Genomic DNA, 21,828 nt, shown 5'->3' on the forward strand with positions numbered 1-21,828 from the left:
GCATTTAGAGCGAGAAGCTCTCGCCGAGATAAAGGCGGCGGACATTCTCGTCGCGCACCAGATCGTCGGGCGAGCCGGCGAACAGCACCCGGCCGTCATAGATGATATAGCCGCGATCGACGATTTCGAGCGTCTCGCGGACATTGTGGTCGGTGATCAGCACGCCGATGCCGCGCTGCTTGAGCTGCTTCACCAGGTCGCGGATGTCGCTGATCGAGATCGGGTCGATGCCGGCGAACGGCTCGTCGAGCAGGATGATCGTCGGGTTGGCTGCCAGCGCGCGGGCGATTTCGGCCCGCCGCCGCTCGCCGCCCGACAGCGCCATCGCCGCCGAGTTGCGCAGCCGGGTGAGGCCGAATTCGTCGAGCAGCTCGTCGAGCCGCGCCTGGCGCGCATCGCGATCGGGCTCGGCGAGTTCCAGCACCGCGGAGATGTTCTTTTCGACGCTGAGGCCGCGAAAGATCGAGGTCTCCTGCGGCAGATAGCCCAGCCCCAGGATCGCGCGGCGATACATCGGCAGGCGGGTGATATCCTCGCCGTCGAGCATGATGCGGCCGCTGTCGGGCTTCACCAGGCCCATCACCGAATAGAAGCAGGTGGTCTTGCCCGCGCCGTTCGGCCCGAGCAGGCCGATCACCTCGCCACGACCGACCGAGACCGACACGTCGGTCAGCACGGTGCGCTTGTCGTACGACTTGGCGATCGAGACGACCGCGAGGCCGCGATCGGGCAGCGGCACGGGATCCGGGGCGGAGCTTTCGGGGGCGGCGATGGCGACGTCGGTCATGACGGCTCCTGCTAGGTAAACGCTGGTCTGGTCCCCGCCCGCTGCGTGGCCGCTTGGCAAGGTTCCTGCATGATAACGCGCGCGAAGAAAAGGCTTTGCACGGCGTACCGTGGCAATGCCCCGGCCTATTGCTTCGACGCGTCGCGGTTGGGCACGGAGAAGCGGCCGGTCACGCGACCGCCCGAATTCTGCGTCGTCGGGCCGGCCGGTGCGCCGCCGAAGGTGGCGCGGCTGGTATCGAGGTTGATCGTCAGCCGCGGCCCCGCTGCGTTGGCGACATTCGATCCTGCCTGCTGCAGCGTGACGTTGCCGATCATCGTGATGATCCGCCGATCGACGTCGTACACCGCATAGCTGGACCGCGCGGTCTGGTTCGGCCGCGTCACCGTCACGCCGCCGGTCGCGTCGAGCCGCGAGGCCTGGGGCGAGCCGTTGAGCGCGCTGCCGCTGTACGCAACCGTCACGCGCGCAGCGCGCAGCGTCATGTCCGACTGCTTGATGACGACCCCGCCGCTCAGGATCGCGCGGTTGGCCTTGTCGTCGAGCTGGATGTTGCGGGCGTCGAAATCGATCGGGGCGTTCGAATCGTGCCGGGCCTGCGCCGCGGCAGGAACGGCGGCGAGCAGCAGCGGCAGGCCGAGGGCGAACGGAGCGAGAGCGCGGGTCATCAGGGCCTCCTTGCCGGCTTCGGCGTCATCCGCAAGTGCGCATTGCCTTCTAGCGAGATCAGCCTTTTGTCGAGATCGGCCCGCAGGCGATCGGCACGGAAGGTGCCGGTGGGCGTGTTGCCGGTCACCGCGCCGCCGCTTTCCAGCTGCCGCGTCTTCAGGTCGAGCGTCGCGTCATGGGTGTTGAGCAGATAGCCGTCGCTCGTCTGGAAGCGAATCGGGCCGTCGATCATCATCTGATCGGTGTTGAGGTTGTAGCGCCCGTGATTCGCCACCAGCGTGGCCGGGCCGTCGGTCAGGCTCAGCCGGGCGTTGAGCTCGTTGAGCTGCACCACCGGCTCGGCCGAGCTCTTCTGCACGGCGGAACCCGCGTGCAGCTCGAACTGTCGGCCCTTGGCATCCTCGCCGCGATAATCCGCCGCGACGATCTTCAACCGCTCGGGCGACATCGCCACCTTGTTCTTGTCGAGCACGAAGCTGACGTCGCCGCCCATGAACAAGGGCGCGCTGACCAGGAACGCGGCCAGCGCGCCGATCAGGATCGGCAACAGTACCAGCGCCACGCGCACGGCGCGGTCGTGGTTGCTCCCGGGATGGGCCCAGGCGCGGCGCTGCGAGCGCAATCGGGCGGCGATCTCAGACATGGGCTTCCTTGTGGGAAGCCGAAACGGCCGAGACAACCACTCGATCCGCGCAATCACGCATGGGCAAAGATATCCACCTCGGGCCAGCCGGCGATGTCGAGCTCGGCGCGCCAGGGCAGGAAGTCGAAACAGGCCTGCGCCATTTCCACGCGGCCCTCGCGCTCGAGCCGCTTGTCGAGCTCGACCTTCATCGCGTGGAGGAAGCGCACATCCGAAGCGGCATAGTCGCGCTGCGCGTCGGAAAGATCGGGGCCGCCCCAGTCGGACGATTGCTGCTGCTTGGAGATTTCGGCACCGACCAGCTCGCGCGCCAGGTCCTTCAGGCCGTGGCGGTCGGTATAGGTGCGCACCAGCCGCGAGGCAATCTTGGTGCAGTAGACCGGGCCGGCGGTCACGCCGAGATAGAAGCGAATCGCCGCGAGATCGAATCGGGCGAAATGATAGAGCTTCAGTCGCTCCGGATCGGCCAGGACGGCGCGGAGATTCGGCGCGGCATAATTGGACTGCGGGCCGAAGCGCACGAGATGCTCGTCGCCCGAGCCGTCCGACAGCTGAACCAGGCACAGCCGGTCGCGCGGGGTGATCAGGCCCATCGTCTCGGTATCGACAGCGATGGAGGCGCCGGGCGCGAACACGCCTTCGGGCAGGTCTTCTTCGTGGAAATGGACGGTCATCGCGTCCGCGTAGCGGGGTTGGCGCCGCACCTCAATGCTTTGCCGCGTCTGCACGGCTTTGCAATGGTCGATTCGGGCTGCCAGGGCAGATCTTCACGCGTCGACTTGGATCCAGCCGACGTGGGAATCGGTCGGCTCGTCGCCGGCTTGGGCCGAGACCGTGTCGCAACGGACACTTTCCTGCCGCAAAGCGGCCATGCGCGCGATTTTCGTTCGCGCACCCGATTTTTTTGGGGTATGACATGCACTGTGGCACTACGTTAGTGCCGTAAGACCTGCGTTTTTCGTCCGGCGCTCGGTTTTGATTGGTAGTTTGAGGGCGAACCGGGAAGACGAACAGGGCATGAGTTTCGATAGAGGACGTCGCGGTGAACGCGGTGGGCGCGGCAGGGACAAGCGCGATGGTTTCGGCGACGATAACTTCGGCGGCGGCAGCAGCTTCGGCGGCGGTGGCTTCGAAGATCGTGGCGGCTTCGGTGGCGGCAATCGTGGCGGCTTCGGCGGCGGCGGTGGCGGCGGCTTCCGCAGCGGCGGCGGCTTCGGCGGCGGTGGTGGCGGCTTCGGCGGCGGCGGCGGCGGCGGTGGTTTCCGCGGCGGCGGCGGCGGTGGCATGCCCCCCCAGGTCATCGGCGAAGGCACCGGCGTCGTAAAGTTCTTCAACGCGCAGAAGGGCTTCGGCTTCATCGTTCGCGATGACGGCGGCGAGGATGTGTTCGTGCACATCTCGGCGGTCGAGCAGGCGGGCCTGACCGCGCTGGCGGAAGGCCAGCCGCTCGGCTTCACGCTCGTCGATCGTGGCGGCCGCATCTCTGCGACCACGCTGAAGATCGACGGCGAGCCGATGGCCGTCACCGAGCGCGCACCGCGCGACGATGCACAGGGTGGTGGCGGCTTCGGCGGCGACCGCGGTGCACCGCGTGGCGGCCCGCAGCGCCAGCTGACCGGCGAGAAGGCGACCGGCACGGTCAAGTTCTTCAACGCGATGAAGGGCTTCGGCTTCATCCAGCGCGATGACGGACAGCCCGATGCGTTCGTGCACATCTCGGCCGTCGAGCGCGCCGGCATGCCGACGCTCAACGAAGGCGACCGGCTCGAGTTCGAGCTGGAGGTCGATCGTCGCGGCAAGTACGCGGCGGTGAACCTTTCGCCGCAGCAGTAACCCGCACGGGATACTGACGGATCGAAGAGGCCGGGCGGCGACGCCCGGCCTTTTTGTTTGCGGGAAGCAGTTGCTGGAGAGAAGCACGTGCAGATTGCGGTTCTGACCTTCGACGGGTTCAACGAGCTCGACAGCTTCGTCGCGGCCGCGATCCTCAATCGGATGCGGGCCCAGGGCTGGGCCGCGCATATCACTTCCCCCAGCGAGGAAGTGACATCGCTCAACGGCGTGACGATCCGCCGCCAGCGCCCGCTTGCCTTCGCAGGCGAGGCCGATGCGGTGATCATCGGCAGCGGCAGCAAGACGCGCGAGATTGCCGCCGATGCGGCGCTGCTGGCGCAGATCCGGCTCGATCCGGAGCGCCAGCTGATCGGCGCGCAATGTTCGGGCACCTTGCTGCTGGCGAGGCTCGGCCTGATCGGCACCCTCCCCGCCTGCACCGATCTCACCACCAAGCCCTGGGTGATCGATGCCGGCGTCGCGGTGATCGACGCGCCGTTCGTCGCGCACGGCAATGTCGCGACTGCCGGGGGATGCATGGCCTCGCAATATCTCGCTGCCTGGATGCTCGCGCGCGGCGGATCGCTGGCGGCGGCGGCGGAAGCGCTCCACTATGTCGCCCCCGTCGGCGAGAAGGACGCCTACGTCGCCCGCATCCTCGACATCGTCACGCCATTTCTGCCCGCTGCGGCGAACGCAGGCGACGCAGCGGGCCGCTTCGCCAACGCCTAGGCGCGGTCCCTGTCGGGCGCGGGCGGCCCCTCGAACAGGGCAGGCGCGGCTGCCGCAATCGTGCAGACCAGCCCTTCGGGTGCGAAGTCGAGCCGCACCTGCGCCTTGAGGTCGCCGGCCAGCGCGCGTTCGAGCATGCGAGTGCCGAAGCCGCGTCGGGCAGGCGGGGTCACCGCCGGTCCGCCGCGCTCGCGCCATTCGAGGCGGAGCCGCGGTGGCGGCCCCTGCTCCACGCTCCAGGTGAAATCGACGCGACCCGCCTCGTTCGACAGCGCACCATATTTGATCGCATTGGTGCACAGTTCGTGCAGTGCCATCGCCACCGTCACCGCGATGCGCGAATCGAGCCAGAACGTCGGCCCGCGAGTTTCCACCCGATCGGCGACCCCGCACGAATCGAGCGCGCCTTCGACCACATCGGCCAGCTCGGCCTTCTCCCAATGTACCCGCGTCAGCGTGTCATGCGCGCGGGCGAGCGCGCCGAGCCGGCCCTCGAACGCCAGCTGCGCGGCGGCGGGATCGGGATTGCGGCCGATCGTCTGCCGCGCGAGCGACTGCACGACCGACAGCATGTTCTTCACCCGGTGGTTGAGCTCGTCGATCAGCAGGCGCTGGCGCCGCGCAGCTTCCGCGAGCGCCCGCTGCGCCTCGCGCAACTCGGTCGAGTCGAAATAATAGCAGATCACGCCCTGCCGGCCTTCGGGCAGGCGCGCACGATGGAGCTCCCACTCATAGCCTTCGATCTGGTCGAGATCCGCGCGGGGCTCGACGAACGCGTGCGAGCGATAGGGCTCGCCGGTCTCCAGCGTCGTGCGGAAATGGCCGATGATCTCCTGCGCCACCGTCTCCGGCCAGAGGATGCGCATCGCTTCCTCGAACGGGCGACCGATGACCGGCCGCACATTCTGGAAGGCCCCTTCCTGGCTGCGCTCGTTCATCGCGACGATCGTCAGCGCGTCGTCGACCAGATAGATGCCGAACGGGCATTTGTTGATCAGTTCAACGAAGATGTCGCTCTGACGGGCGGTATGCTCGGCGACCTGCCGGACCCATGCCTCCGATGCGTCGCCCGCGACGCGCCGTAACAGGGCATCACGCCCGGTGAAGCGTTCCGACAACGCTTCGGACTCGAAGCCCGATCTGGTCGGCATGCAATCTCCCCGTGACGGGCATCGCCGACGAGAAGGTCGCAGGCGATGCTGTCCAGGCAAGTCTTACCGTTGCGGACAAAGGCTTGTCCAATAGCCTTCGGCCAATCGAGGTTAAGGGGTGCGATGCCGGCCAGGCATGCCGGGGCGATCAGCGGATGAAATAGCCGACCACGCGCCAGCCGCTGCCTTTCGCGCGCGAGCATCACCGTCTCCGCCGAGTCGCGCCGATCGGCGAAGGCGGTCTGGAGCTTGAGAATTTCATGGTCGCCGTCCGGCGCCCGGCAGCGTCCGGCTCTTGAGCACGATTGGAACGTGCGCGATACCAGCGCGCCCAGCGGGTTCCGGACCGGCGTCACCATCTCCGCCCAGCGGACGTCGCGCATCGCGCAGCCGCTCGTTGACGGTATGCCCCGCCAGCAACAGCCGAAGCATCGTCTTTTCGCGCTGGGTCAGCGCGCCGTCGCTGCGCTGCGGTGGCGATACTTCCCCCATGCCCATGCCCGCTTGTACGAACCGGCATGCGGCGTCGCCAACCTGCTGGCATCCACCCCAAGGAATTTGCCCCTCAGGTCGCCAGCTTTCGCAGCCCCGCGATGGTATCCGCCTCGGCGGTGGGCTTGTCGGTGCGGATACGGGCGATTCGCGGGAAGCGCATCGCGAGGCCTGATTTGTGCCGCTTCGATTCGTGGATCGAATCGAACGCCACTTCCAGCACCAGCGACTTGTCGGTTTCGCGCACCGGGCCGAAGCGGTTGACGGTGTGCGTGCGGACATGGCGATCGAGCCATTTCAGCTCCTCGTCGGTAAAGCCGAAATAGGCCTTGCCGACGGGCAGCAGCTCGCCGGTCTCGGTCCAGGCGCCGAAGGTGAAGTCCGAATAGAAGCTGCTGCGCTTGCCCGAGCCGCGCTGCGCATACATCAGCACGCAATCGGCGGTGAGCGGATCGCGCTTCCATTTGTACCACAGCCCCACCCTGCGCCCGGCGACGTACGGCGAATCGCGCCGCTTGAGCATGACGCCCTCGATCGCTGCATCGCGTGCGCCGGCGCGGATTTCCTCCAGTGCAGCGAAATCGGCAGCATCGATGACGGCGGAAAGATCGAACCGTTCCGACTCGAGCCGCGGCACGAACGCGACCAGCCGCTCCCGCCGCGCGTGCCAGGGCAGTTCGCGCAGATCCTCGCCCCCATCGAACAGGATGTCGTACAGCCGAACAAAGGCCGGGAAGTCGGCGAGCGTCTTGGGCGAGACGACCTTGCGCCCCAGCCGCTGCTGCAGCGCGTTGAAGCTGCCCGCCTCGCCGCCCTGCACCTCGCCGCGCACCAGCAGTTCGCCGTCGAGCACGCCGGGCGTTACGAACGCCGCCGCCACTTCGGGAAAGCTGCGGGTGATGTCGTCGCCCGCACGGCTGTACAGCCGGGTCTCGCCGCCAGCATGGACCAGCTGGACGCGGATGCCGTCCCACTTCCACTCCGCCGCATAGTCGGCGAGGCTGACCTGCGTTTCCTCCAGCGGGTGCGCGAGCATGAACGGACGGAACACCGGCACGTCCTCGACGCGCGGCTGCGCGGCGCGTCCCTCGGCCCAGTCGAACAGCCGGTCATAGGGCGGGTGCAGCCCGTGCCACACCTCCTCCACCGCATCGACGTCGAGCCCGAAGGCCTGGGCGAGCGCGGTCTTGGCCAGCCGCGCGGAAATGCCGACCCGCAGCGCGCCGGTGGCCAGCTTGAGCAGCGCATAGCGCTCGTCCGCCTCCAGCCGGTCGAGCATCGCCGCGAGCACCCCAGGCGCATCGGAGCGGGAAAGCGCGGCCAAAGTCGACACCACCTGCGAGAGGGTGAGCGGCGCGCTTTCGGGCGGTGGCACCGCAGGCTCGGGCCACAGCAAGGCGATCGTCTCGGCCGAATCGCCGACGAAGTCGCGGCTCATGCCGTACAGCACGGGATCGACGCGCGATTCGATCATCGCGCGGAGCAGTGCCGGCTTGACGGCCGGCAGATCGAGCGCGCCGGTCAGCGCCGCCATCGCCCAGCCGCGATCCGGATCGGGCGTCGCGCGCAGATAGTCGCCGATCAGGCGGAGCTTGGCATTGCGCGAGCGGGTGTAGATCAGCCGGTCGAGCAGGTCGGCAAAAGCGCGCATGGCGAGATAGATGGGAACCCCGGGCGATCGGCGCTAGGGCGAGGCGACGGCTGGTCGAGCCGTTCGCACGCGCAGCAAACAACGCTTCGAAATCGCCGGTCCTTATCCTAGGACGGGGCGATGAAGCGCGCCCTGGTCCTGATCCTGCTGTTTCTGCTCGGCGTGATCGCCTTCGGCCTGTCTACCGCGATGCGCGATCCCGTCGTGCGGCGGATGACCGTGCATTTGCGCGACTGGCCCGCCCAGGCGCCGCCGATGCGGGTGGTGCTGATCAGCGACCTGCACGTCGCCGGGCCGGAGACGCCGCCGTCGCGGCTCGCCCGCATCGTGGCGCAGATCAACGCGCTCGAGCCCGACCTCGTCCTGATCGCCGGCGACTTCGAGCAGGAGCGAACGATCACGACGCGCACCTACGACGCGGCGGAGGCGACCGCGCCGCTGGCCGCGTTGCGCGCGCGCTATGGCGTGGTCGCGGTTCTCGGCAACCACGACTATGCCGGGTGGCACAAGACGGACCTGCCGCCCTATCTCGCCAGGGCCGGCATCACCCTGCTTCGCAACACCGCCACCCGCCGGGGGCCGCTCACCATCGCGGGCGCGGACGACCCCTATCACGGGGAGTTGCGTGTCCATGCGCTCGACCGCGCGGCACGGGCGTTGCCGGGGCCGACCGTGGTGCTGAGCCACACCCCCGATGTCGCGCCGTCGCTTCCCCCGCGCTATCCACTGGTGCTGGCCGGCCACACCCATTGCGGCCAGATCGTGCCGCCGCTGATCGGACCGATCACCGCCTCGTCCAACTATGGCCTGCGCTATGTCTGCGGGCTGATCCGCGAGCCGGGTCGCGACGTGCTGGTGACGGCGGGCATCGGCACCAGCGGGGTGCCGATGCGGATCGGCGCGGTGCCCGATTTCTGGCTGCTGACCTTCGACGGGGTGGCGCGTTGAGGTTTCGCAAAGCTGCCGCAATTCGCACCTAGCCTCCGCATCCGGGCGCGCGTCGCGCCCGTTCAGGGAGAGCCTTTCCGATGAAGCTTCTTGTCGCAGGCGCGGTTGCCGCCGCCATGCTGAGCACCGCCGCCATGGCGCAGCAAACCCCGGCGCCAGCCGCCGCAGCGCCTGCCGCCGCCGCGCCTGCCGCCGCCAAGTTCAGCCTCGATACGCCGATCGAAGCGCTGATTGCCGACGAAAAGGCCAAGGCGGTACTCGATACAGACATTCCGGGCCTGTCGTCGCACCCTGCGCTCGACCAGTTCAAGGCGATGAGCCTCAAGGCCGTGCAGCCCTTCTCGAACGGCGCGCTGACAGACGAGATGCTGAAGAAGGTCGAAACCGACCTCGCCGCCCTCAAATAAGCGGCAAAAGGCCGGCGCCCGCCGTGCGGCGGCGCCGGCCGGTATCTGGTCAGCCCTTGCGGCTGGCCTCGAACAGGAACCAGGCGCGCTCCTCGGCCTGGTCGGTCCATTCGTCGACGATGCCGCTGGTGGCATTGTCCTTGGCGTCTTCGGCCGCTTCCTTCACCGCGCGGAAGCTCTCGACCAGCTTGAGATTGTCGTCGCGCAGCTCGGCGAGCATGTCGCCGGGCGCCACGAAGTCGGCATCATTGTCCGAAATCGTCTGGCGGCGCGCGATGTCGCCGATCGAGCGCAGCGTGGTGTTGCCGGTCTTGCGGACGCGCTCGGCGATCGCATCGGTAACGCCGAGGATCTGCGCGGCCTGGTCGTCGAGCAGCAGGTGATAGTCGCGGAAGTGCGGGCCCGAGACGTGCCAGTGGAAGTTCTTGGTCTTGAAATACAGCGTGAAGCAGTCCGCCAGCGCGCTGTTCAGGGCATCGGCAACGCTCTTGGTGTCGTTGCGGTTGAGGTCGGTCGGCGTCGCGAGTGCGGGGTTTTCTGCCATGGGGGTTCCTCCTGAAGGCGGTCGATTCGTTGCCCTAACGATCGGGATATAGGGTGGGGTTCCCCCAGGAAAACAGCCATACCCATGGATTATCCCGATAAGCTTGATCGAAGGACGCGATAGGCAGCGATGGCCTCGCGGCGCCAACACACTTGACTTTCACGGGCGATTCGCGCATCCGCTCCCACCTGTCAGCGGTGTGCCACAAGCGCGCCGCTCTTTTCTTTTCGCACGAATCAAGGGTTCCGGGTCATGGCAAAGCCGACCACCGTAAAGATCAAGCTCGTCAGCACGGCGGATACGGGCTTCTTCTATGTCACCAAGAAGAATCCGCGCACGCAGACCGAGAAGCTGAGCTTCCGCAAGTACGATCCGGTCGTGCGCAAGCATGTCGACTTCAAGGAAGCGAAGATCAAGTAACGCCGCCGGGCGCGCAGGCCGCGCCCGCGCTGTTTGATCGCATCGCGCCGGATCCTTTGCAGGGTCCGGCGTTTTCGCTGCATCGGTCGCCTATTCGTCGATCGCCGCCATCAGCTTTTCGACCTGGTCGACGAATCGGGCCAGCGAGATCGGCTTGGCGACATAGGAGCGCGCGCCCGCGGCGCGGATCCGCTCCTCGTCCTCATGGCTCGAATAGGCGGTCACCGCCATGATCGGGATGCGGCCGAGCACCGGGTCCGCCTGCATCAGGCCGATCAGTTCGAAGCCGGTCACGTGCGGCAGCTGCACGTCCATGATCACCAGATGCGGCCGAAAACGGTGCGCCGTCGGCACGGCCTCGCGCCCGTCGCGTACCGGCTCGGCTTCATAGCCGTGCGCGCGCAACAGGTCGCAGAACAGCTTCAGGTTCAGTTCGTTGTCCTCGACAACGAGTACTCTTTTTGGCACGCGCTACCTCTACTCTGCGGGGGGTGTTAAGCGATGGCGGGCGACGTGACAAATCCCGAAACGGTAGCGCTGCAGGCACTCGTCTGGATTCTCAGTGATTCTGGCCGAGCCGGGCGGCTGCTCGACCTCACCGGCCTCGATCCGGCGACGTTGCGCGCCCGCGCGGGCGAACCCGCCCTGCTTGCCGCAACGCTCGGTTTTCTCGAATCCCACGAACCCGATCTGATCGCCTGCGCCGACGCGCTCGATCTTCCCCCCGCGGCGCTGGTCGATGCCCGCCGCCAGCTGGAACGCGCATGAAACCCCTGCTCATCACCGATTGCGACGAGGTCCTGCTGCACATGGTGCGGCATTTCGGCGAATGGCTGGGCGACACCCATGCAATCGACTTTGCGCTGAACGGCAGCGATTTCGCTGAATCGATGCGCCGCCGCGGCGATGGCAGCGTACTTGCGCCAGAGGAGATGTGGGCGCTGCTCGACGGCTTCTTTCCCGCCGAGATGGAGCGCCAGACGCTGGTGCCGCATGCGCGCGAGGTGCTGGGACGGATCGCCGAGGTGGCCGATATCGTCGTGCTGACCAACCTTCAGGACCATTGCCGCGACCATCGCATCACCCAGCTGGCGAATCACGGCATCGTCCACCGGGTGGAGTGCAACCAGGGCGGCAAGGGTGCGCCCGTCGCGAAGCTGGTGGCCGAGCATGGCGCACCGGTCGCGGTGTTCGTCGACGACCTCGCCGTCCACCACGAATCGGTCGCGAAGCATGCGCCGGACGTGTTCCGCCTCCACATGGTCGCCGAGCCGAGCCTTGCGCCCAAGGTGCCCCCTGCCCCGCACGCCCATGCCCGCATCGACGACTGGCGCGCGGCCGAGACCTGGATCCTCGAGCGCTTCGCCGGGGCCTGACGGGGCCTTGACCCTGCCCGTGGCCGGTGGTTGGGTCCGGGCATGACCACTGCCATCGATCGCAAGCTCGCCGAGCTTGGCCTCGCCCTTCCCGAGGCTGCCGCTCCCGTCGCCGCCTATGTCCCGGCCGTCGCCGCCGGCGGGCTGCTCCACATCTCGGGCCAGCTGCCGTTCAAGGACGGCGCGCTGATGACCGGCCGTCTCGGCGAAGACCGCGACATCGCCTTCGGCACCGAGGCGGCACAGCGTTGCGGGCTGATGCTCGTCGCGCAGATCAAGAAGGCGCTGGACGGCGACCTCTCGCGCGTGAAGCGGGTGGTGAAGCTGGGCGTGTTCGTCAACTCGACCGCCGACTTCACCGACCAGCCCAAGGTCGCGAACGGTGCGTCGGAGCTGATGCAGGCGCTGTTCGGCGAAGCCGGACGCCATGCCCGCAGCGCCGTGGGCGTCGCCGCCCTGCCGCTGGGCGCAGCCGTCGAAGTCGACGCGATCGTCGAACTCGTCTGATTCCTCGGGCACCCGCCGGCGCATGCCTGCGGGTGCCTGTGGCCCCATAGCAACACTATGTAACAAAGCGCGGGGCTTCTCGCGAAGGCTGTTGCGCGCGGCCGGGTCCGTCCGGCAATGTTTCGTTGCAAACTGGAAGTCGCGGGGCCGCAGAGTCCAATATCATGCGATGCCAGGTGCAGCAGGCAGGATCCTTTATTAGCAATGAAAGGGACTCCATGCGCTTCTCCTCCATCAGCCTCGGCGCGCTCCTGCTCGCCACGACCGCACCTGCGCTGGCACAGGAGGCGGCTACGGCCCCGGCTCCCACCATCACGATCAACGGCAACGCGACGCTGATCAGCGACTACAAGTTTCGCGGCATCTCGCAGACCGACGGCAATTTCGCAGTACAGGGCGGCGCGACGGTCAGCCACGCCTCCGGCTTCTACGTCAGCTTCTGGGGTTCGTCGGTCGACAATTACGTGACCGCGCACGGCACCGCGCACCAGGAAATCGACCTGATCGCCGGGTACAAGCACGGCTTCTCGAACGGCATCACGGTCGACGTCGGCGCACTCTATTATGTCTATCCGGGCACCCGCCCCGGCGGCGACCACACCTCTTCGGACTTCATCGAGCCCTATGCCTCGGTCTCCTACGCGTTCGGCCCGGTGACCGCGAAGGGCACGGTCAACTATGCGCCGAAGCAGAAGGCGCTGGAGCTCGACCAGGGGGCCGACCCGAAGACGCCGAAGCAGGACAATGTCTATATCGCCGGCGACTTCTCCGCCGCGATCCCGAAGACGCCGGTCAGCCTCACCGCCCATATCGGCCACACCTTCGGGCCTGACTGGCTGGCGATCGGCAAGGAATATACCGATTGGAGCCTGGGCGCCGCGGTTACCTACAAGGCGCTCACCTTCGGTGTAGCCTATGTCGATACCGACGCCTCGCTGATCACGCCGAGCGGGCACGACGCCGCCAAGGGCAGCATCCTGGGTTCGGTGGGCGTCAGCTTCTGATCGCCGGGGGGCGCGGGAGCGGCGGGGGTCCGCTCCCGATTGCCCCGCCCTTGCGACCACCAAAAGAAAAGCGCCGGCCCGCACGATGCGGACCGGCGCTTTTTCATTGCCCGGAGGGCGAAGGTTACTGCGGCGTCTTGACGCTCGCGTCCTTGTTGTCGCCCTGGGGCGACTTGAGGATGTCCTGCGTCGTCGTGCCCTTGTCGACCACGGTGGTCGCCGGGCTGCCGGCATTGCTGCGCACGCCCGCGTCGGCGCTGGCGGCGCCGGCCTGGTCGAGCGTCGCGGTCTCCGCCGGGCTGCGCGCCGCGGTGCCGCCGAACAACGCTTCCAGCGCCTGGTCGGACGGGTTGGTATCCTGCGGGCGGGCGGCACCCGGCTGCGGCGGACGCAGCGAGAAATCGGGCGGGATCACCAGCGGTGCCTGGCGGGCGACCGCGAACTCGTCCGGACGCGCCCGATCATACCCCTTCTTGCCGCACGCCGACAGCGAGGCCACCAGGGCGACGCCGGTCGCGACGAGGATCAACTTACGCATTGAATTTCTTCTCCACAGGGGCAGGCGACTTGGGGTTCTTGTCGCGAACGAGCAGGGCACGAAGCAGCAGGATCACCACACCCACGGTAATCGCCGCATCGGCCACGTTGAAGACCAAAAAGGGGCGCCACTCGCCGAAATGCAGATCGGCGAAATCGACGACATAGCCGAGGCGCGAGCGGTCGAGGATGTTGCCGCACGCGCCGCCCAGCACCAGGCCGAGCGCGACGACGTCGCCGGTCTTCTTCTCGCGCAGCATCCACACGCAGACGCCGATGGCGATGCACGCGGTCATCAGCACCAGCAGCCAGCGCATCGTCGGGCTGTTCGCCGAGAGCAGGCCCAGCGACACACCGATATTCTTGACGAACCGCAGGTCGAAGATCGGCGCGATCGTGACCGAATCATTCTGCACCACCAGCCCGAGCGGGCCGGTGACGATATATTTGGTCAGCTGGTCGAGCACGAACACGGCCAGCGCCGCGGCAAAGCCATAGATCCGTACGGACTTCATCATGACACCACCTTTGCGCAACGATCGCACAATGCCCCATCCTGCGTCACTTCGGGAAGATGGCGCCAGCACCGGCCGCATTTGTGGCGCTCGGTGGGCGTGACCGTGACATCGGCGGCGGAATCGACCTTCGCAACGATGAACAGCTCGGTGAGGTGCGCCGCCGGCATCGGCAGGCTCGGCACCGTCACTTCGGCCTCGAGGCTGGAGCGGACCTGCTTCTCGCGGCGCAACGGCTCGATCGCCTCGGTCACCGTCTGGCGGAGCGCGCGGATCGCGGTCCAGTCATGCTCGACCGACGCGCCTTCCGGCAGCACCGGCCATTCCAGTTCGTGCACCGAACCGTCCTCGCTCGGGAAACGGGCCTGCCACACTTCCTCGGCGGTGAAGGCCAGGATCGGCGCGGCGTAGCGGACCAGCGCGTGGAACAGCACGTCCAGCACCGTGCGATAGGCACGGCGCTTGGGATCGCTCTCCGCGTCGCAGTACAGGCAGTCCTTGCGGATATCGAAGAAGAAGGCCGAGAGGTCCTCGTTCATGAAATCGCCGAGCGCGCGCGCATAGCGGTTGAACTCGAACGCCTCCGCCGCCGAGCGCAGCTCGGTATCGAGCGCTGCCAGCTTGTGGAGCACATAGCGCTCCAGCTCGGGCATGTCGGCCACCGCCACCGTCTCGGCATCGGCAAAGCCGTCGAGCGCGCCGAGCAGATAGCGGAAGGTGTTGCGGATCTTGCGATAGGCGTCGCCGGTGCCGGCCAGCACTTCCTTGCCGATGCGGACGTCGTCGAAATAATCGGTCTGCGCGACCCACAGGCGCAGGATGTCCGCGCCGCTCTCGCCGATGATCTTCAGCGGATCGACCACGTTGCCGAGCGACTTGGACATCTTCTTGCCCTGGCCGTCGAGCGCGAAGCCATGGGTGAGCACCGCGTCATAGGGTGCCCGGCCGCGGGTCCCTGCCGATTCGAGCAGCGACGACTGGAACCAGCCGCGATGCTGGTCCGAGCCTTCGAGATAGAGGTTGGCGCGCACGCCCTCGCCGTAGCGCGCCTCGATCACGAAGCTGTGGGTCGAGCCGCTGTCGAACCACACGTCGAGAATGTCGGTGACGACCTCATGGTCTTCGAGCCGGTAGTCGGGGCCGAGCAGCGCCTGGTGGTCGGCCTGGAACCAGGCATCGGCCCCGCCGGCGCGGAAGGCGTCGAGGATGCGGGCGTTGACTGCGGGGTCGCGCAGATAGTCGCCGGTGGCGCGGTTCACATAGAGCGCGATCGGCACGCCCCAGGCGCGCTGGCGGCTGATCACCCAGTCCGGGCGGCCCTCCACCATCGCGCGGATGCGGTTGATCGAGCGCTCGGGCACCCAGCGGGTCTGCTCGATCGCGTCTAGCGCGATGCCGCGGAGCGTGGGCATATTTCCCTCTCCCCTTGTGGGAGAGGGAGGGAGCGCCGAAGGCGCGGAAGGGTGGGGGGGAGTGTCGGGTGTGGCGGATAAGTCCCCCTCACCCTTCCCACTCGCTTGCGCGAGCGGGCCCCTTCCCTCTCCCACAAGGGGAGAGGGCGTTGGCTTGTCCATCGGAATGAACCACTGCGGCGTGGCGCGGAAGATGATCTTCGCCTTGCTCCGCCAGCTGTGCGGATAGCTGTGCTGGAAGTCGTCCGAGGCGGCGAGCAGGGCCCCTGCGGCGCGCAGGTCCGAGCAGATCGGGCCTTCGGCGCTGGTGAACTTCTTGTTGATCACCGATCCCTGGCCGCCCAGCCACAGCCAGTCGGCGCGGTACATGCCCGCGCCATCGACCGCGAACACCGGGTCGATGCCGTGCGCCTTGCACAGCAGGAAGTCGTCCTCGCCGTGATCCGGCGCCATGTGGACGAGGCCGGTACCCGCATCGGTGGTGACGAACTCGCCAGGCAGGAACGGCCGCGGCTTGGCGAAGAACCCGCCGAGCGCGTGCATCGGGTGCCGGGCGGTGGCGCCGGCGAGCTCGGAGCCGACCCCAACCCAATCAACCGCCTGATCAATGAAGCCGAGACGCCGTTGAACGGACTCGAGAAGCACATCAGCGACAAGCAATCGCTTCGGCAAATGCGGCTCAGCGTCATCCGCATACATCGGGCGGATGACCATGTATGTGATCTCAGGCCCATAGGCGAGCGCCTGGTTCACCGGGATCGTCCACGGCGTGGTCGTCCAGATCACCGCATGCGCGGCGACCAGCTCGGGCGCGTTCGGCGCCTCGGTGATCTCGAACGCCACGTCGATCTGCGTCGAAATGATGTCCTCATACTCGACCTCGGCCTCGGCCAGCGCGGTCTTTTCGACCGGCGACCACATCACCGGCTTGGCGCCGCGATAGAGCTGGCCGCTCTCGGCGAACTTGAGCAGCTCGGCCGCGATCCGCGCCTCGGCGTCGAACTTCATGGTGAGATAGGGGTCGTCCCAGTCGCCCATCACGCCCAGCCGTTCGAACTGCGCGCGCTGCACCGCCACCCATTTCTCGGCATAAGCGCGGCATTCGGCGCGAAAGGCGACGGGGTCGACTTCGTCCTTGTTGAGCTTCTTGGCGCGATACGCCTCCTCGACCTTCCACTCGATCGGCAGGCCGTGGCAGTCCCAGCCGGGGATGTAGGGCGCGTCCTTGCCCATCAGGCTCTGGCTGCGGACGACGATATCCTTCAGCACCTTGTTCATCGCATGGCCCATGTGAATGTCGCCATTCGCATAGGGGGGGCCATCATGCAGGATGAACCGCTCGCGGCCCGCGCGGGCCTCGCGCAGCTTCTGGTACAGGCCGATCTTCGCCCAGCGCTCGAGGATCGCCGGTTCCTTGGCGGCAAGGCCGGCCTTCATCGGGAAATCGGTCTTCGGCAGGAAGACGGTGTCGCGCCAGTCGCGCTGGGTGTCGGATGCTTCGGTCATGGGTCGCGCGGGATTAGCCGGTGTGCGAAGGGAAGTCATCCCCGCTCTTAGCGGCCCTTGCCGCACCGTGCTTCCTCCCCCGCCAGGCGAGGAAGCACGACGGCCGGGAGGTTCTGGCATCCTCCCCCTCCGTCAGGCTGCGCCTGCCACCTCCCCCTGGCGGGGGAGGAAACGGATTTTCTTTACTCGTGCGCGCCGTTGGGCTGCACCGTCACCGCCTTGGCGCGCGCGCCGGATTTGCAGGCACGGATCGCTTCGGGTTCGGGCCGCGCCCCGCGTGCCTCGAACACCGCCATGTATCCGCCCGCCGACGCCATCGGTCGCATCGAGACCTGCGCATAGCCCACCGCGGCGAACTCGCACTGGAGCAGCGCCGGCGGCGTACCGTGATTCTCCGTCGCGCGATCGGCATCGACCACCACCACCTGGCCCCCCGGCGCCAGCGACGGCCGCAACCGCCACAGGAATTCGTAGGGCGATTCGATCTCGTGGTACATGTGGACCATCAGCACGCGGTCGAAGCTGTTCTCCGGCAGCCGCGGATCGGCGGGCAGGCCCAGCCGGACGCTGACATTGTCCAGCTTCTCGCGCACCACGCGGGTGGCGAGCTGGCTGATATAATCGGGGACGATATCCTCGGCGACCACCCGCCCCTTCGCGCCGACGCGCTGGCCGAGGCGGATCGTGTAATAGCCCTCGCCCGCGCCGATATCGGCGACGGTCATGCCCGGCTTGATGCCGGCCAGGTCCATCACCTTGGCCGCCTCGTTCAGCCGGTCGCGCTCTTCCTCGCTCGACCAGCGCGAGGAGACGATCGTCGCCACCGGCCGGTCCGCCGCCGGGAAGCCCGAATTGGCCGGATCATGGCGCTCGTTGCGCGGCCCCCGCGGGCTGCCGTCGCATGCCGCGAGCAGCAGCATGACGCCCAGCAACAGCGGCCGCGCAGCCAAGCTCAATCGACATCCTCCACCATGACGGCCTCGCCCGTCACGCGCTGTGCTAGCGCGGCGGCCATGAAGCTGTCGAGATCGCCGTCGAGCACGTCGCTCGGCGCGGTCGAGGTCACGCCGGTGCGCAGGTCCTTCACCAGCTGGTACGGCTGGAGCACGTAGGAGCGGATCTGGTGGCCCCAGCCGATATCGGTCTTGGTCGCGTTCTGCGCGTCGGCCACCGCCTCGCGCTCGGCGAGTTCGCGCTCGTACAGCCGCGCGCGGAGCTGGTTGAAGGCCTCGGCACGGTTCTTGTGCTGCGAACGCTGGTTCTGGCACTGCACGACGATGCCGGTCGGCAAGTGGGTGATGCGCACCGCCGAATCGGTGGTGTTGATGTGCTGCCCGCCCGCACCCGAGGCGCGATAGGTGTCGATGCGCAGTTCGCTTTCGTTGATCTCGATGTCGATATTGTCGTCGATCACCGGATAGACCCAGACGCTGGCAAAACTGGTCTGGCGGCGCGCGTTCGAATCGAACGGGCTGATGCGGACGAGGCGGTGCACGCCGCTCTCGGTCTTGGCATAGCCGTACGCGTTCTCGCCCTTGAACAAGAGCGTCGCCGACTTGATGCCCGCCTGTTCGCCGGCGTGGTAATCGACCAGCTCGACCTTGTAGCCGTGCCGCTCCGCCCAGCGCGAATACATGCGCTGGAGCATTTCGGCCCAGTCGTTCGATTCGGTGCCGCCGGCGCCGGCGTTGATCTCGACATAGGTGTCGTTGGCATCCGCCTCGCCCGAGAGCAGCGCCTTGACCTTGTCGCCCTCCGAGCGCTCGGCGAGCTGGCGCAGGCTGGCGGTGCCGTCGACCGCCATTTCCTCGTCGCCCTCGGCCTCGGCCATCTCGATCAGCTCGACCGTATCGCTCAGCTCGCTCTCGATCGCGCGGGTGGCGGAGATCGATTCGTCGAGCCGGCGCCGCTCGCGCATCACGTCCTGCGCCTTCTTGGCGTCGTTCCACAGCGTCGGATCCTCGACGCGCGCGTTCAGCTCGTCCAGGCGGCGCAGCGCGCGGTCCCAGTCGAGCGAGCGGCGCAGCAGCGCGAGGGCCGCGTTGATCTTGTCGACATATGCCTGCGCTTCAGCGCGCATGTTCCAAACCTTCCGAAGTAACCGCTGGCCGCACCACGAACGATGCGGCGATTCCATGCCATATAGGGTGCGGCGGCCTCGCTAGTAGATTCCGCCCTGTTGTTGCAAGAAATCGCTATCGCCCTGGCGATCGGCCTTGCGCTGCACCGGCGCGGCCGCGGCAGCCGGGGCCGCTTCCTCGCCCGCGGTGCGACGGGTGCGGCGCGGATCGCTATCGGGACGGAAGGCCTCCCAGATCACCGGCGCCAGCGGATCGTCGGTCGGCCAGCCGCCCTGCACGGGGCGGCCGCTGCCGCGATCGATGCGGACCATGCGAATGCCGGGCGGCGCCGTGAACGGCAGCGGCTCCAGACCGGCATAGGCGGGCACCGCGAATTCCTTGAAGATCGGCGCGGCGATCACCCCGCCCTGCGCGTAGCCGCCCAGGTTCGAGGGGGTGTCGTAGCCGAGATACAGGCCGCCGATCATCTGCGGCGTACCGCCGACGAACCACACGTCGGTCGGGCCGGTGGTGGTGCCGGTCTTGCCCATCATCGGCCGGTTGAGGTCGCGCAGCACGGTCGCGGTGCCGCGCTGGATCACGCCTTCGGTGATGTGGACCATCTGATAGGCCACCATCGGGTCGATCAGCTGGCGGGCGCGCACGATCGGGCGGGGCATCGGCTTGCCGTCCCAGTCCCGGGCGTTGCAGCCCGGGCAGGCGCGCCAGCCGGCCGGGAAAATCACCCGGCCGCGGCGATCCTGGACGAAGTCGATCAGCGTCGGGTTCAGCGCGCGCCCCTGGTTCACCAGGATCGAATAGGCGTTGACCATCCGCAGCACCGTCGTCTCGCCCGCGCCCAGCGCATAGGAGAGATAGGGCGGCAGCCGGTTCTTCGAGACGCCCAGCCGCTGGATCACGTCGACCACCTTGTCCATGCCGGTGGCGTTGGCGATCTGGACGGTCATCAGGTTGCGCGACTGCTCGATTCCCCAGCGCAGCGTGTGCGGGCCCGCACCGCGGGCATTGCCGAAGTTGCGGAAGCACTTGTTGCCGAGTCCGGCACCCTGCCACACGCAGAACGGCCCATCGACGACGATCGAGGCGGGCGTCATGCCGTTCTCGAGCGCGGCGGCATAGACGATCGGCTTGATCGTCGAACCAGGCTGGCGCGCCGCCTGCGTGGCACGGTTGAAGGACTGGAGCCGCGAATCGAACCCGCCCTGCATCGCCAGCACCCGGCCGGTCGCGGGATCCTCCACCACCATGCCGCCGGAGATTTTGGGTACGCTCCGCAGGCTCCACGCCCCGCCTTCGGGGGCGACCGCGAGGATGTCGCCAACCTTGATCGCGTCGAAGGCGTGGCCGCCCTTGCCGCGGATCGGCATCGCTGCGGCGCCGGCGGCCAGCGTCCCGGTCTCGCCATTGTCGAAGCCGAGCCGCGCACCCTGCGAGTCGCGCGCGATCACAACTGCCGCGCGCCAATCGTCGTAATCGACGCCGACATTGCTGGAGGCGAAGGCCGAATACCAGCCATCGCCTTCGAACTGCACCTTGCCGAGCGGCCCGGACCAGCCACGCCCGCGATCGAAGCGCAGCAGCCCGTCGCGCAGCGCGCGCTGGGCATAGGCCTGAAGCCGCGGGTCGAGCGAGCTGCGCACCCACAGCCCGCCGTCGAAGACGCTGTTGGGCCCATCCTCGCGGCTGTCGCCGAACTGCTTGGACAGCTGACGGCGCACTTCCTCGACGAAATATCCGCCCACCCGCTCGAAGCGTGGGGTCTGGCGCGGCACGGTGCCGAGCGGCGACGCCACTGCCGCGTCATGCTGCGCCTGGTTGATGAATCCGTTGCGCAGCATCTCGCCGAGCACCCAGTTGCGGCGATCGAGCGCGCGCTGGGTGTTGCGATCGGGATCGTAATTGGCCGGCCCCTTGGGCAGGATCGCCAGATAGGCCATCTGCGCCAGGGTCAGCTTGTCGAGCGGCTTGCCGAAATAGGCGTCGCTCGCCGCCGCCACGCCGCCCGAATTGCGCCCCAGCTCGATGGTGTTGAGGTACAACTCCATGATCTGCGGCTTGGTGAGCGTGTCCTCGATCCGCCAGGCGAGGATCGCCTCCCGAAGCTTGCGGGTGTAGGTCGCCTTGTTGCCGACCGCGATGTTCTTCACCACCTGCTGGGTGATGGTGGAGGTGCCGCGCGGCGTCTTGCCGCGGATCAGCCCCTCGCCCGCCGCGCGCACCAGCCCGGGGAAATCGAGCCCATGGTGCGAGAAGAAGGTGCGATCCTCGGCAGCCATGTAGGCGCGGACGAGGAGCGGCGGGAATTCGTCGTAGCTGAGCTGCACGCGCCGCATCTGCGCATAGGCGTGGATCGGCGTGCCGTCGGCCGAGCGGACATAGCTCGGCAGCTGCGGCTCATAGCTGCGCAGCGTGTTCACCGAGGGCAGGTCGCGCGCGACGAGCAGCCAGACCAGGAACACCACCAGCCCGGCGAGCAGCGCCAGGATCGCGAGCGTGCGGAACCACCAACGGCGCCGCAACCGCGCCCAGCGGCCGGGCGCGCGTTCGAGGCGGATGGTTTGGGGAGTGTCGCCGTCGGCCATGCGGCGCGCGGTGTAGCACCTTTTCGCCCGG

The 21,828-nt window shown here is 67.6% G+C and carries 23 protein-coding genes and 1 pseudogene; 9 read left to right on the top strand and 15 right to left on the bottom strand.

Going from position 1 to position 21,828, the window contains the following annotated elements:
• Nucleotides 1-4 precede the first annotated feature (4 nt).
• The 4 genes from lptB to SPI01S_RS08705 form a co-directional block, all read right to left on the bottom strand.
• Nucleotides 5-787 carry an LPS export ABC transporter ATP-binding protein gene (gene lptB, locus SPI01S_RS08690; protein ID WP_066721231.1) on the bottom strand — a complete coding sequence of 261 codons (783 nt, stop codon included), beginning with the start codon at nt 785-787 and terminating at the stop codon, nt 5-7.
• Nucleotides 788-912: 125 nt separating this feature from the next.
• The gene (locus SPI01S_RS08695) at nt 913-1,455 is read right to left on the bottom strand and encodes an LptA/OstA family protein (RefSeq protein ID WP_066721233.1); all 543 of its coding nucleotides are present in this window, start codon (nt 1,453-1,455) and stop codon (nt 913-915) included.
• Nucleotides 1,455-2,099, bottom strand: coding sequence for an LPS export ABC transporter periplasmic protein LptC (gene lptC, locus SPI01S_RS08700; protein WP_066721235.1), 645 nt, complete (start codon nt 2,097-2,099; stop codon nt 1,455-1,457). Before lptC ends, SPI01S_RS08695 begins: the two co-directional genes overlap by 1 nt.
• A gap of 53 nt (nt 2,100-2,152) precedes the next feature.
• Entirely contained in the window at nt 2,153-2,773 is a 621-nt protein-coding gene (locus SPI01S_RS08705) for a ribonuclease D (RefSeq protein ID WP_066721237.1), read from the bottom strand.
• 343 nt (nt 2,774-3,116) lie between these two features.
• Between SPI01S_RS08705 and SPI01S_RS23240 the strand changes: the two genes are divergently transcribed.
• Nucleotides 3,117-3,932, top strand: a complete 816-nt coding sequence (locus SPI01S_RS23240) for a cold-shock protein (protein ID WP_066721239.1) — start codon at nt 3,117-3,119, stop codon at nt 3,930-3,932.
• Nucleotides 3,933-4,019: 87 nt separating this feature from the next.
• Complete coding sequence (locus tag SPI01S_RS08715; RefSeq protein WP_066721241.1) at nt 4,020-4,664, top strand: DJ-1/PfpI family protein; 645 nt, start codon at nt 4,020-4,022, stop codon at nt 4,662-4,664.
• Here SPI01S_RS08715 and SPI01S_RS08720 read toward each other — a convergent pair.
• The 3 genes and pseudogenes from SPI01S_RS08720 to SPI01S_RS08730 all read right to left on the bottom strand — a co-directional run bounded on the left by SPI01S_RS08720 (nt 4,661) and on the right by SPI01S_RS08730 (nt 7,958).
• A complete protein-coding gene (locus tag SPI01S_RS08720; protein ID WP_066721245.1) occupies nt 4,661-5,815 on the bottom strand; it encodes a sensor histidine kinase in 1,155 nt (384 codons plus the stop codon). The two genes, SPI01S_RS08715 and SPI01S_RS08720, sit on opposite strands and share 4 nt — an antisense overlap.
• A gap of 245 nt (nt 5,816-6,060) precedes the next feature.
• Nucleotides 6,061-6,198 (bottom strand): annotated as a pseudogene (locus SPI01S_RS23340) (hypothetical protein); the annotation flags it as partial.
• 182 nt (nt 6,199-6,380) lie between these two features.
• Entirely contained in the window at nt 6,381-7,958 is a 1,578-nt protein-coding gene (locus SPI01S_RS08730) for a cisplatin damage response ATP-dependent DNA ligase (RefSeq protein WP_066721249.1), read from the bottom strand.
• A 120-nt stretch (nt 7,959-8,078) separates the two neighbouring features.
• On the opposite strand from SPI01S_RS08730, the gene SPI01S_RS08735 reads away from it, so the two are divergent.
• Together SPI01S_RS08735 and SPI01S_RS08740 are read left to right on the top strand one after the other, a co-directional pair.
• Nucleotides 8,079-8,906 (top strand): metallophosphoesterase, encoded by an 828-nt coding sequence (locus SPI01S_RS08735; RefSeq protein ID WP_066721251.1) that lies wholly within the window; start codon nt 8,079-8,081, stop codon nt 8,904-8,906.
• 80 nt (nt 8,907-8,986) lie between these two features.
• A complete protein-coding gene (locus SPI01S_RS08740) occupies nt 8,987-9,313 on the top strand; it encodes a hypothetical protein (RefSeq protein ID WP_066721253.1) in 327 nt (108 codons plus the stop codon).
• Nucleotides 9,314-9,362: 49 nt separating this feature from the next.
• Here SPI01S_RS08740 and SPI01S_RS08745 read toward each other — a convergent pair whose 3' ends face one another.
• On the bottom strand, nt 9,363-9,857 hold the full coding sequence (locus SPI01S_RS08745) for a Dps family protein (protein WP_066721255.1): 495 nt from the start codon (nt 9,855-9,857) through the stop codon (nt 9,363-9,365).
• 252 nt (nt 9,858-10,109) lie between these two features.
• On the opposite strand from SPI01S_RS08745, the gene rpmG reads away from it, so the two are divergent.
• Entirely contained in the window at nt 10,110-10,277 is a 168-nt protein-coding gene (rpmG, locus tag SPI01S_RS08750; protein WP_010125625.1) for a 50S ribosomal protein L33, read from the top strand.
• A 90-nt stretch (nt 10,278-10,367) separates the two neighbouring features.
• On the opposite strand, the gene SPI01S_RS08755 is transcribed toward rpmG, so the two are convergent.
• Nucleotides 10,368-10,745, bottom strand: coding sequence for a response regulator (locus SPI01S_RS08755; protein ID WP_066721257.1), 378 nt, complete (start codon nt 10,743-10,745; stop codon nt 10,368-10,370).
• Between the two features lie 33 nt (nt 10,746-10,778).
• On the opposite strand from SPI01S_RS08755, the gene SPI01S_RS08760 reads away from it, so the two are divergent.
• From SPI01S_RS08760 to SPI01S_RS08775, 4 genes are all read left to right on the top strand, one after another.
• Complete coding sequence (locus SPI01S_RS08760; RefSeq protein WP_066721259.1) at nt 10,779-11,045, top strand: DUF3572 domain-containing protein; 267 nt, start codon at nt 10,779-10,781, stop codon at nt 11,043-11,045.
• Entirely contained in the window at nt 11,042-11,653 is a 612-nt protein-coding gene (locus tag SPI01S_RS08765; protein ID WP_066721261.1) for a hypothetical protein, read from the top strand. The genes SPI01S_RS08760 and SPI01S_RS08765 overlap by 4 nt, the downstream gene beginning before the upstream one ends.
• Before the next feature lie 42 nt (nt 11,654-11,695).
• Nucleotides 11,696-12,160: a RidA family protein gene (locus SPI01S_RS08770; protein ID WP_066721263.1), complete on the top strand. Its 465-nt coding sequence runs from the start codon at nt 11,696-11,698 to the stop codon at nt 12,158-12,160.
• 218 nt (nt 12,161-12,378) lie between these two features.
• Complete coding sequence (locus SPI01S_RS08775) at nt 12,379-13,164, top strand: TorF family putative porin (RefSeq protein ID WP_066721265.1); 786 nt, start codon at nt 12,379-12,381, stop codon at nt 13,162-13,164.
• Nucleotides 13,165-13,288: 124 nt separating this feature from the next.
• On the opposite strand, the gene SPI01S_RS08780 is transcribed toward SPI01S_RS08775, so the two are convergent.
• The 6 genes from SPI01S_RS08780 to SPI01S_RS08805 all read right to left on the bottom strand — a co-directional run bounded on the left by SPI01S_RS08780 (nt 13,289) and on the right by SPI01S_RS08805 (nt 21,797).
• The gene (locus SPI01S_RS08780; RefSeq protein WP_066721267.1) at nt 13,289-13,702 is read right to left on the bottom strand and encodes a DUF3035 domain-containing protein; all 414 of its coding nucleotides are present in this window, start codon (nt 13,700-13,702) and stop codon (nt 13,289-13,291) included.
• Nucleotides 13,695-14,219, bottom strand: coding sequence for a signal peptidase II (gene lspA, locus SPI01S_RS08785; RefSeq protein ID WP_245653518.1), 525 nt, complete (start codon nt 14,217-14,219; stop codon nt 13,695-13,697). Before lspA ends, SPI01S_RS08780 begins: the two co-directional genes overlap by 8 nt.
• The gene (gene ileS, locus SPI01S_RS08790; protein WP_066721269.1) at nt 14,216-17,134 is read right to left on the bottom strand and encodes an isoleucine--tRNA ligase; all 2,919 of its coding nucleotides are present in this window, start codon (nt 17,132-17,134) and stop codon (nt 14,216-14,218) included. The genes lspA and ileS overlap by 4 nt, the downstream gene beginning before the upstream one ends.
• A 182-nt stretch (nt 17,135-17,316) precedes the next feature.
• Nucleotides 17,317-18,054 (bottom strand): class I SAM-dependent methyltransferase, encoded by a 738-nt coding sequence (locus SPI01S_RS08795; RefSeq protein ID WP_066721486.1) that lies wholly within the window; start codon nt 18,052-18,054, stop codon nt 17,317-17,319.
• A gap of 32 nt (nt 18,055-18,086) precedes the next feature.
• Nucleotides 18,087-19,214, bottom strand: coding sequence for a peptide chain release factor 2 (prfB, locus tag SPI01S_RS08800; protein ID WP_066721271.1), 1,128 nt, complete (start codon nt 19,212-19,214; stop codon nt 18,087-18,089).
• An 81-nt stretch (nt 19,215-19,295) separates the two neighbouring features.
• Nucleotides 19,296-21,797: a penicillin-binding protein 1A gene (locus SPI01S_RS08805; protein WP_066721273.1), complete on the bottom strand. Its 2,502-nt coding sequence runs from the start codon at nt 21,795-21,797 to the stop codon at nt 19,296-19,298.
• Nucleotides 21,798-21,828: the final 31 nt, after the last annotated feature.

Source organism: Sphingomonas pituitosa NBRC 102491, assembly GCF_001598435.1.
Lineage (GTDB): Bacteria > Pseudomonadota > Alphaproteobacteria > Sphingomonadales > Sphingomonadaceae > Sphingomonas > Sphingomonas pituitosa.

Coding starts and splice junctions, on each gene's coding strand:
- lptB (WP_066721231.1), bottom strand. CDS start 787: ATGACCGACGTCGCCATCGCCGCCCCCGAAAGCTCCGCCCCGGATCCC.
- SPI01S_RS08695 (WP_066721233.1), bottom strand. CDS start 1,455: ATGACCCGCGCTCTCGCTCCGTTCGCCCTCGGCCTGCCGCTGCTGCTC.
- lptC (WP_066721235.1), bottom strand. CDS start 2,099: ATGTCTGAGATCGCCGCCCGATTGCGCTCGCAGCGCCGCGCCTGGGCC.
- SPI01S_RS08705 (WP_066721237.1), bottom strand. CDS start 2,773: ATGACCGTCCATTTCCACGAAGAAGACCTGCCCGAAGGCGTGTTCGCG.
- SPI01S_RS23240 (WP_066721239.1), top strand. CDS start 3,117: ATGAGTTTCGATAGAGGACGTCGCGGTGAACGCGGTGGGCGCGGCAGG.
- SPI01S_RS08720 (WP_066721245.1), bottom strand. CDS start 5,815: ATGCCGACCAGATCGGGCTTCGAGTCCGAAGCGTTGTCGGAACGCTTC.
- SPI01S_RS08730 (WP_066721249.1), bottom strand. CDS start 7,958: ATGCGCGCTTTTGCCGACCTGCTCGACCGGCTGATCTACACCCGCTCG.
- SPI01S_RS08735 (WP_066721251.1), top strand. CDS start 8,079: ATGAAGCGCGCCCTGGTCCTGATCCTGCTGTTTCTGCTCGGCGTGATC.
- SPI01S_RS08740 (WP_066721253.1), top strand. CDS start 8,987: ATGAAGCTTCTTGTCGCAGGCGCGGTTGCCGCCGCCATGCTGAGCACC.
- SPI01S_RS08745 (WP_066721255.1), bottom strand. CDS start 9,857: ATGGCAGAAAACCCCGCACTCGCGACGCCGACCGACCTCAACCGCAAC.
- rpmG (WP_010125625.1), top strand. CDS start 10,110: ATGGCAAAGCCGACCACCGTAAAGATCAAGCTCGTCAGCACGGCGGAT.
- SPI01S_RS08760 (WP_066721259.1), top strand. CDS start 10,779: ATGGCGGGCGACGTGACAAATCCCGAAACGGTAGCGCTGCAGGCACTC.
- SPI01S_RS08765 (WP_066721261.1), top strand. CDS start 11,042: ATGAAACCCCTGCTCATCACCGATTGCGACGAGGTCCTGCTGCACATG.
- SPI01S_RS08770 (WP_066721263.1), top strand. CDS start 11,696: ATGACCACTGCCATCGATCGCAAGCTCGCCGAGCTTGGCCTCGCCCTT.
- SPI01S_RS08775 (WP_066721265.1), top strand. CDS start 12,379: ATGCGCTTCTCCTCCATCAGCCTCGGCGCGCTCCTGCTCGCCACGACC.
- SPI01S_RS08780 (WP_066721267.1), bottom strand. CDS start 13,702: ATGCGTAAGTTGATCCTCGTCGCGACCGGCGTCGCCCTGGTGGCCTCG.
- lspA (WP_245653518.1), bottom strand. CDS start 14,219: ATGATGAAGTCCGTACGGATCTATGGCTTTGCCGCGGCGCTGGCCGTG.
- ileS (WP_066721269.1), bottom strand. CDS start 17,134: ATGACCGAAGCATCCGACACCCAGCGCGACTGGCGCGACACCGTCTTC.
- SPI01S_RS08795 (WP_066721486.1), bottom strand. CDS start 18,054: ATGCTGCTGCTCGCGGCATGCGACGGCAGCCCGCGGGGGCCGCGCAAC.
- prfB (WP_066721271.1), bottom strand. CDS start 19,214: ATGCGCGCTGAAGCGCAGGCATATGTCGACAAGATCAACGCGGCCCTC.
- SPI01S_RS08805 (WP_066721273.1), bottom strand. CDS start 21,797: ATGGCCGACGGCGACACTCCCCAAACCATCCGCCTCGAACGCGCGCCC.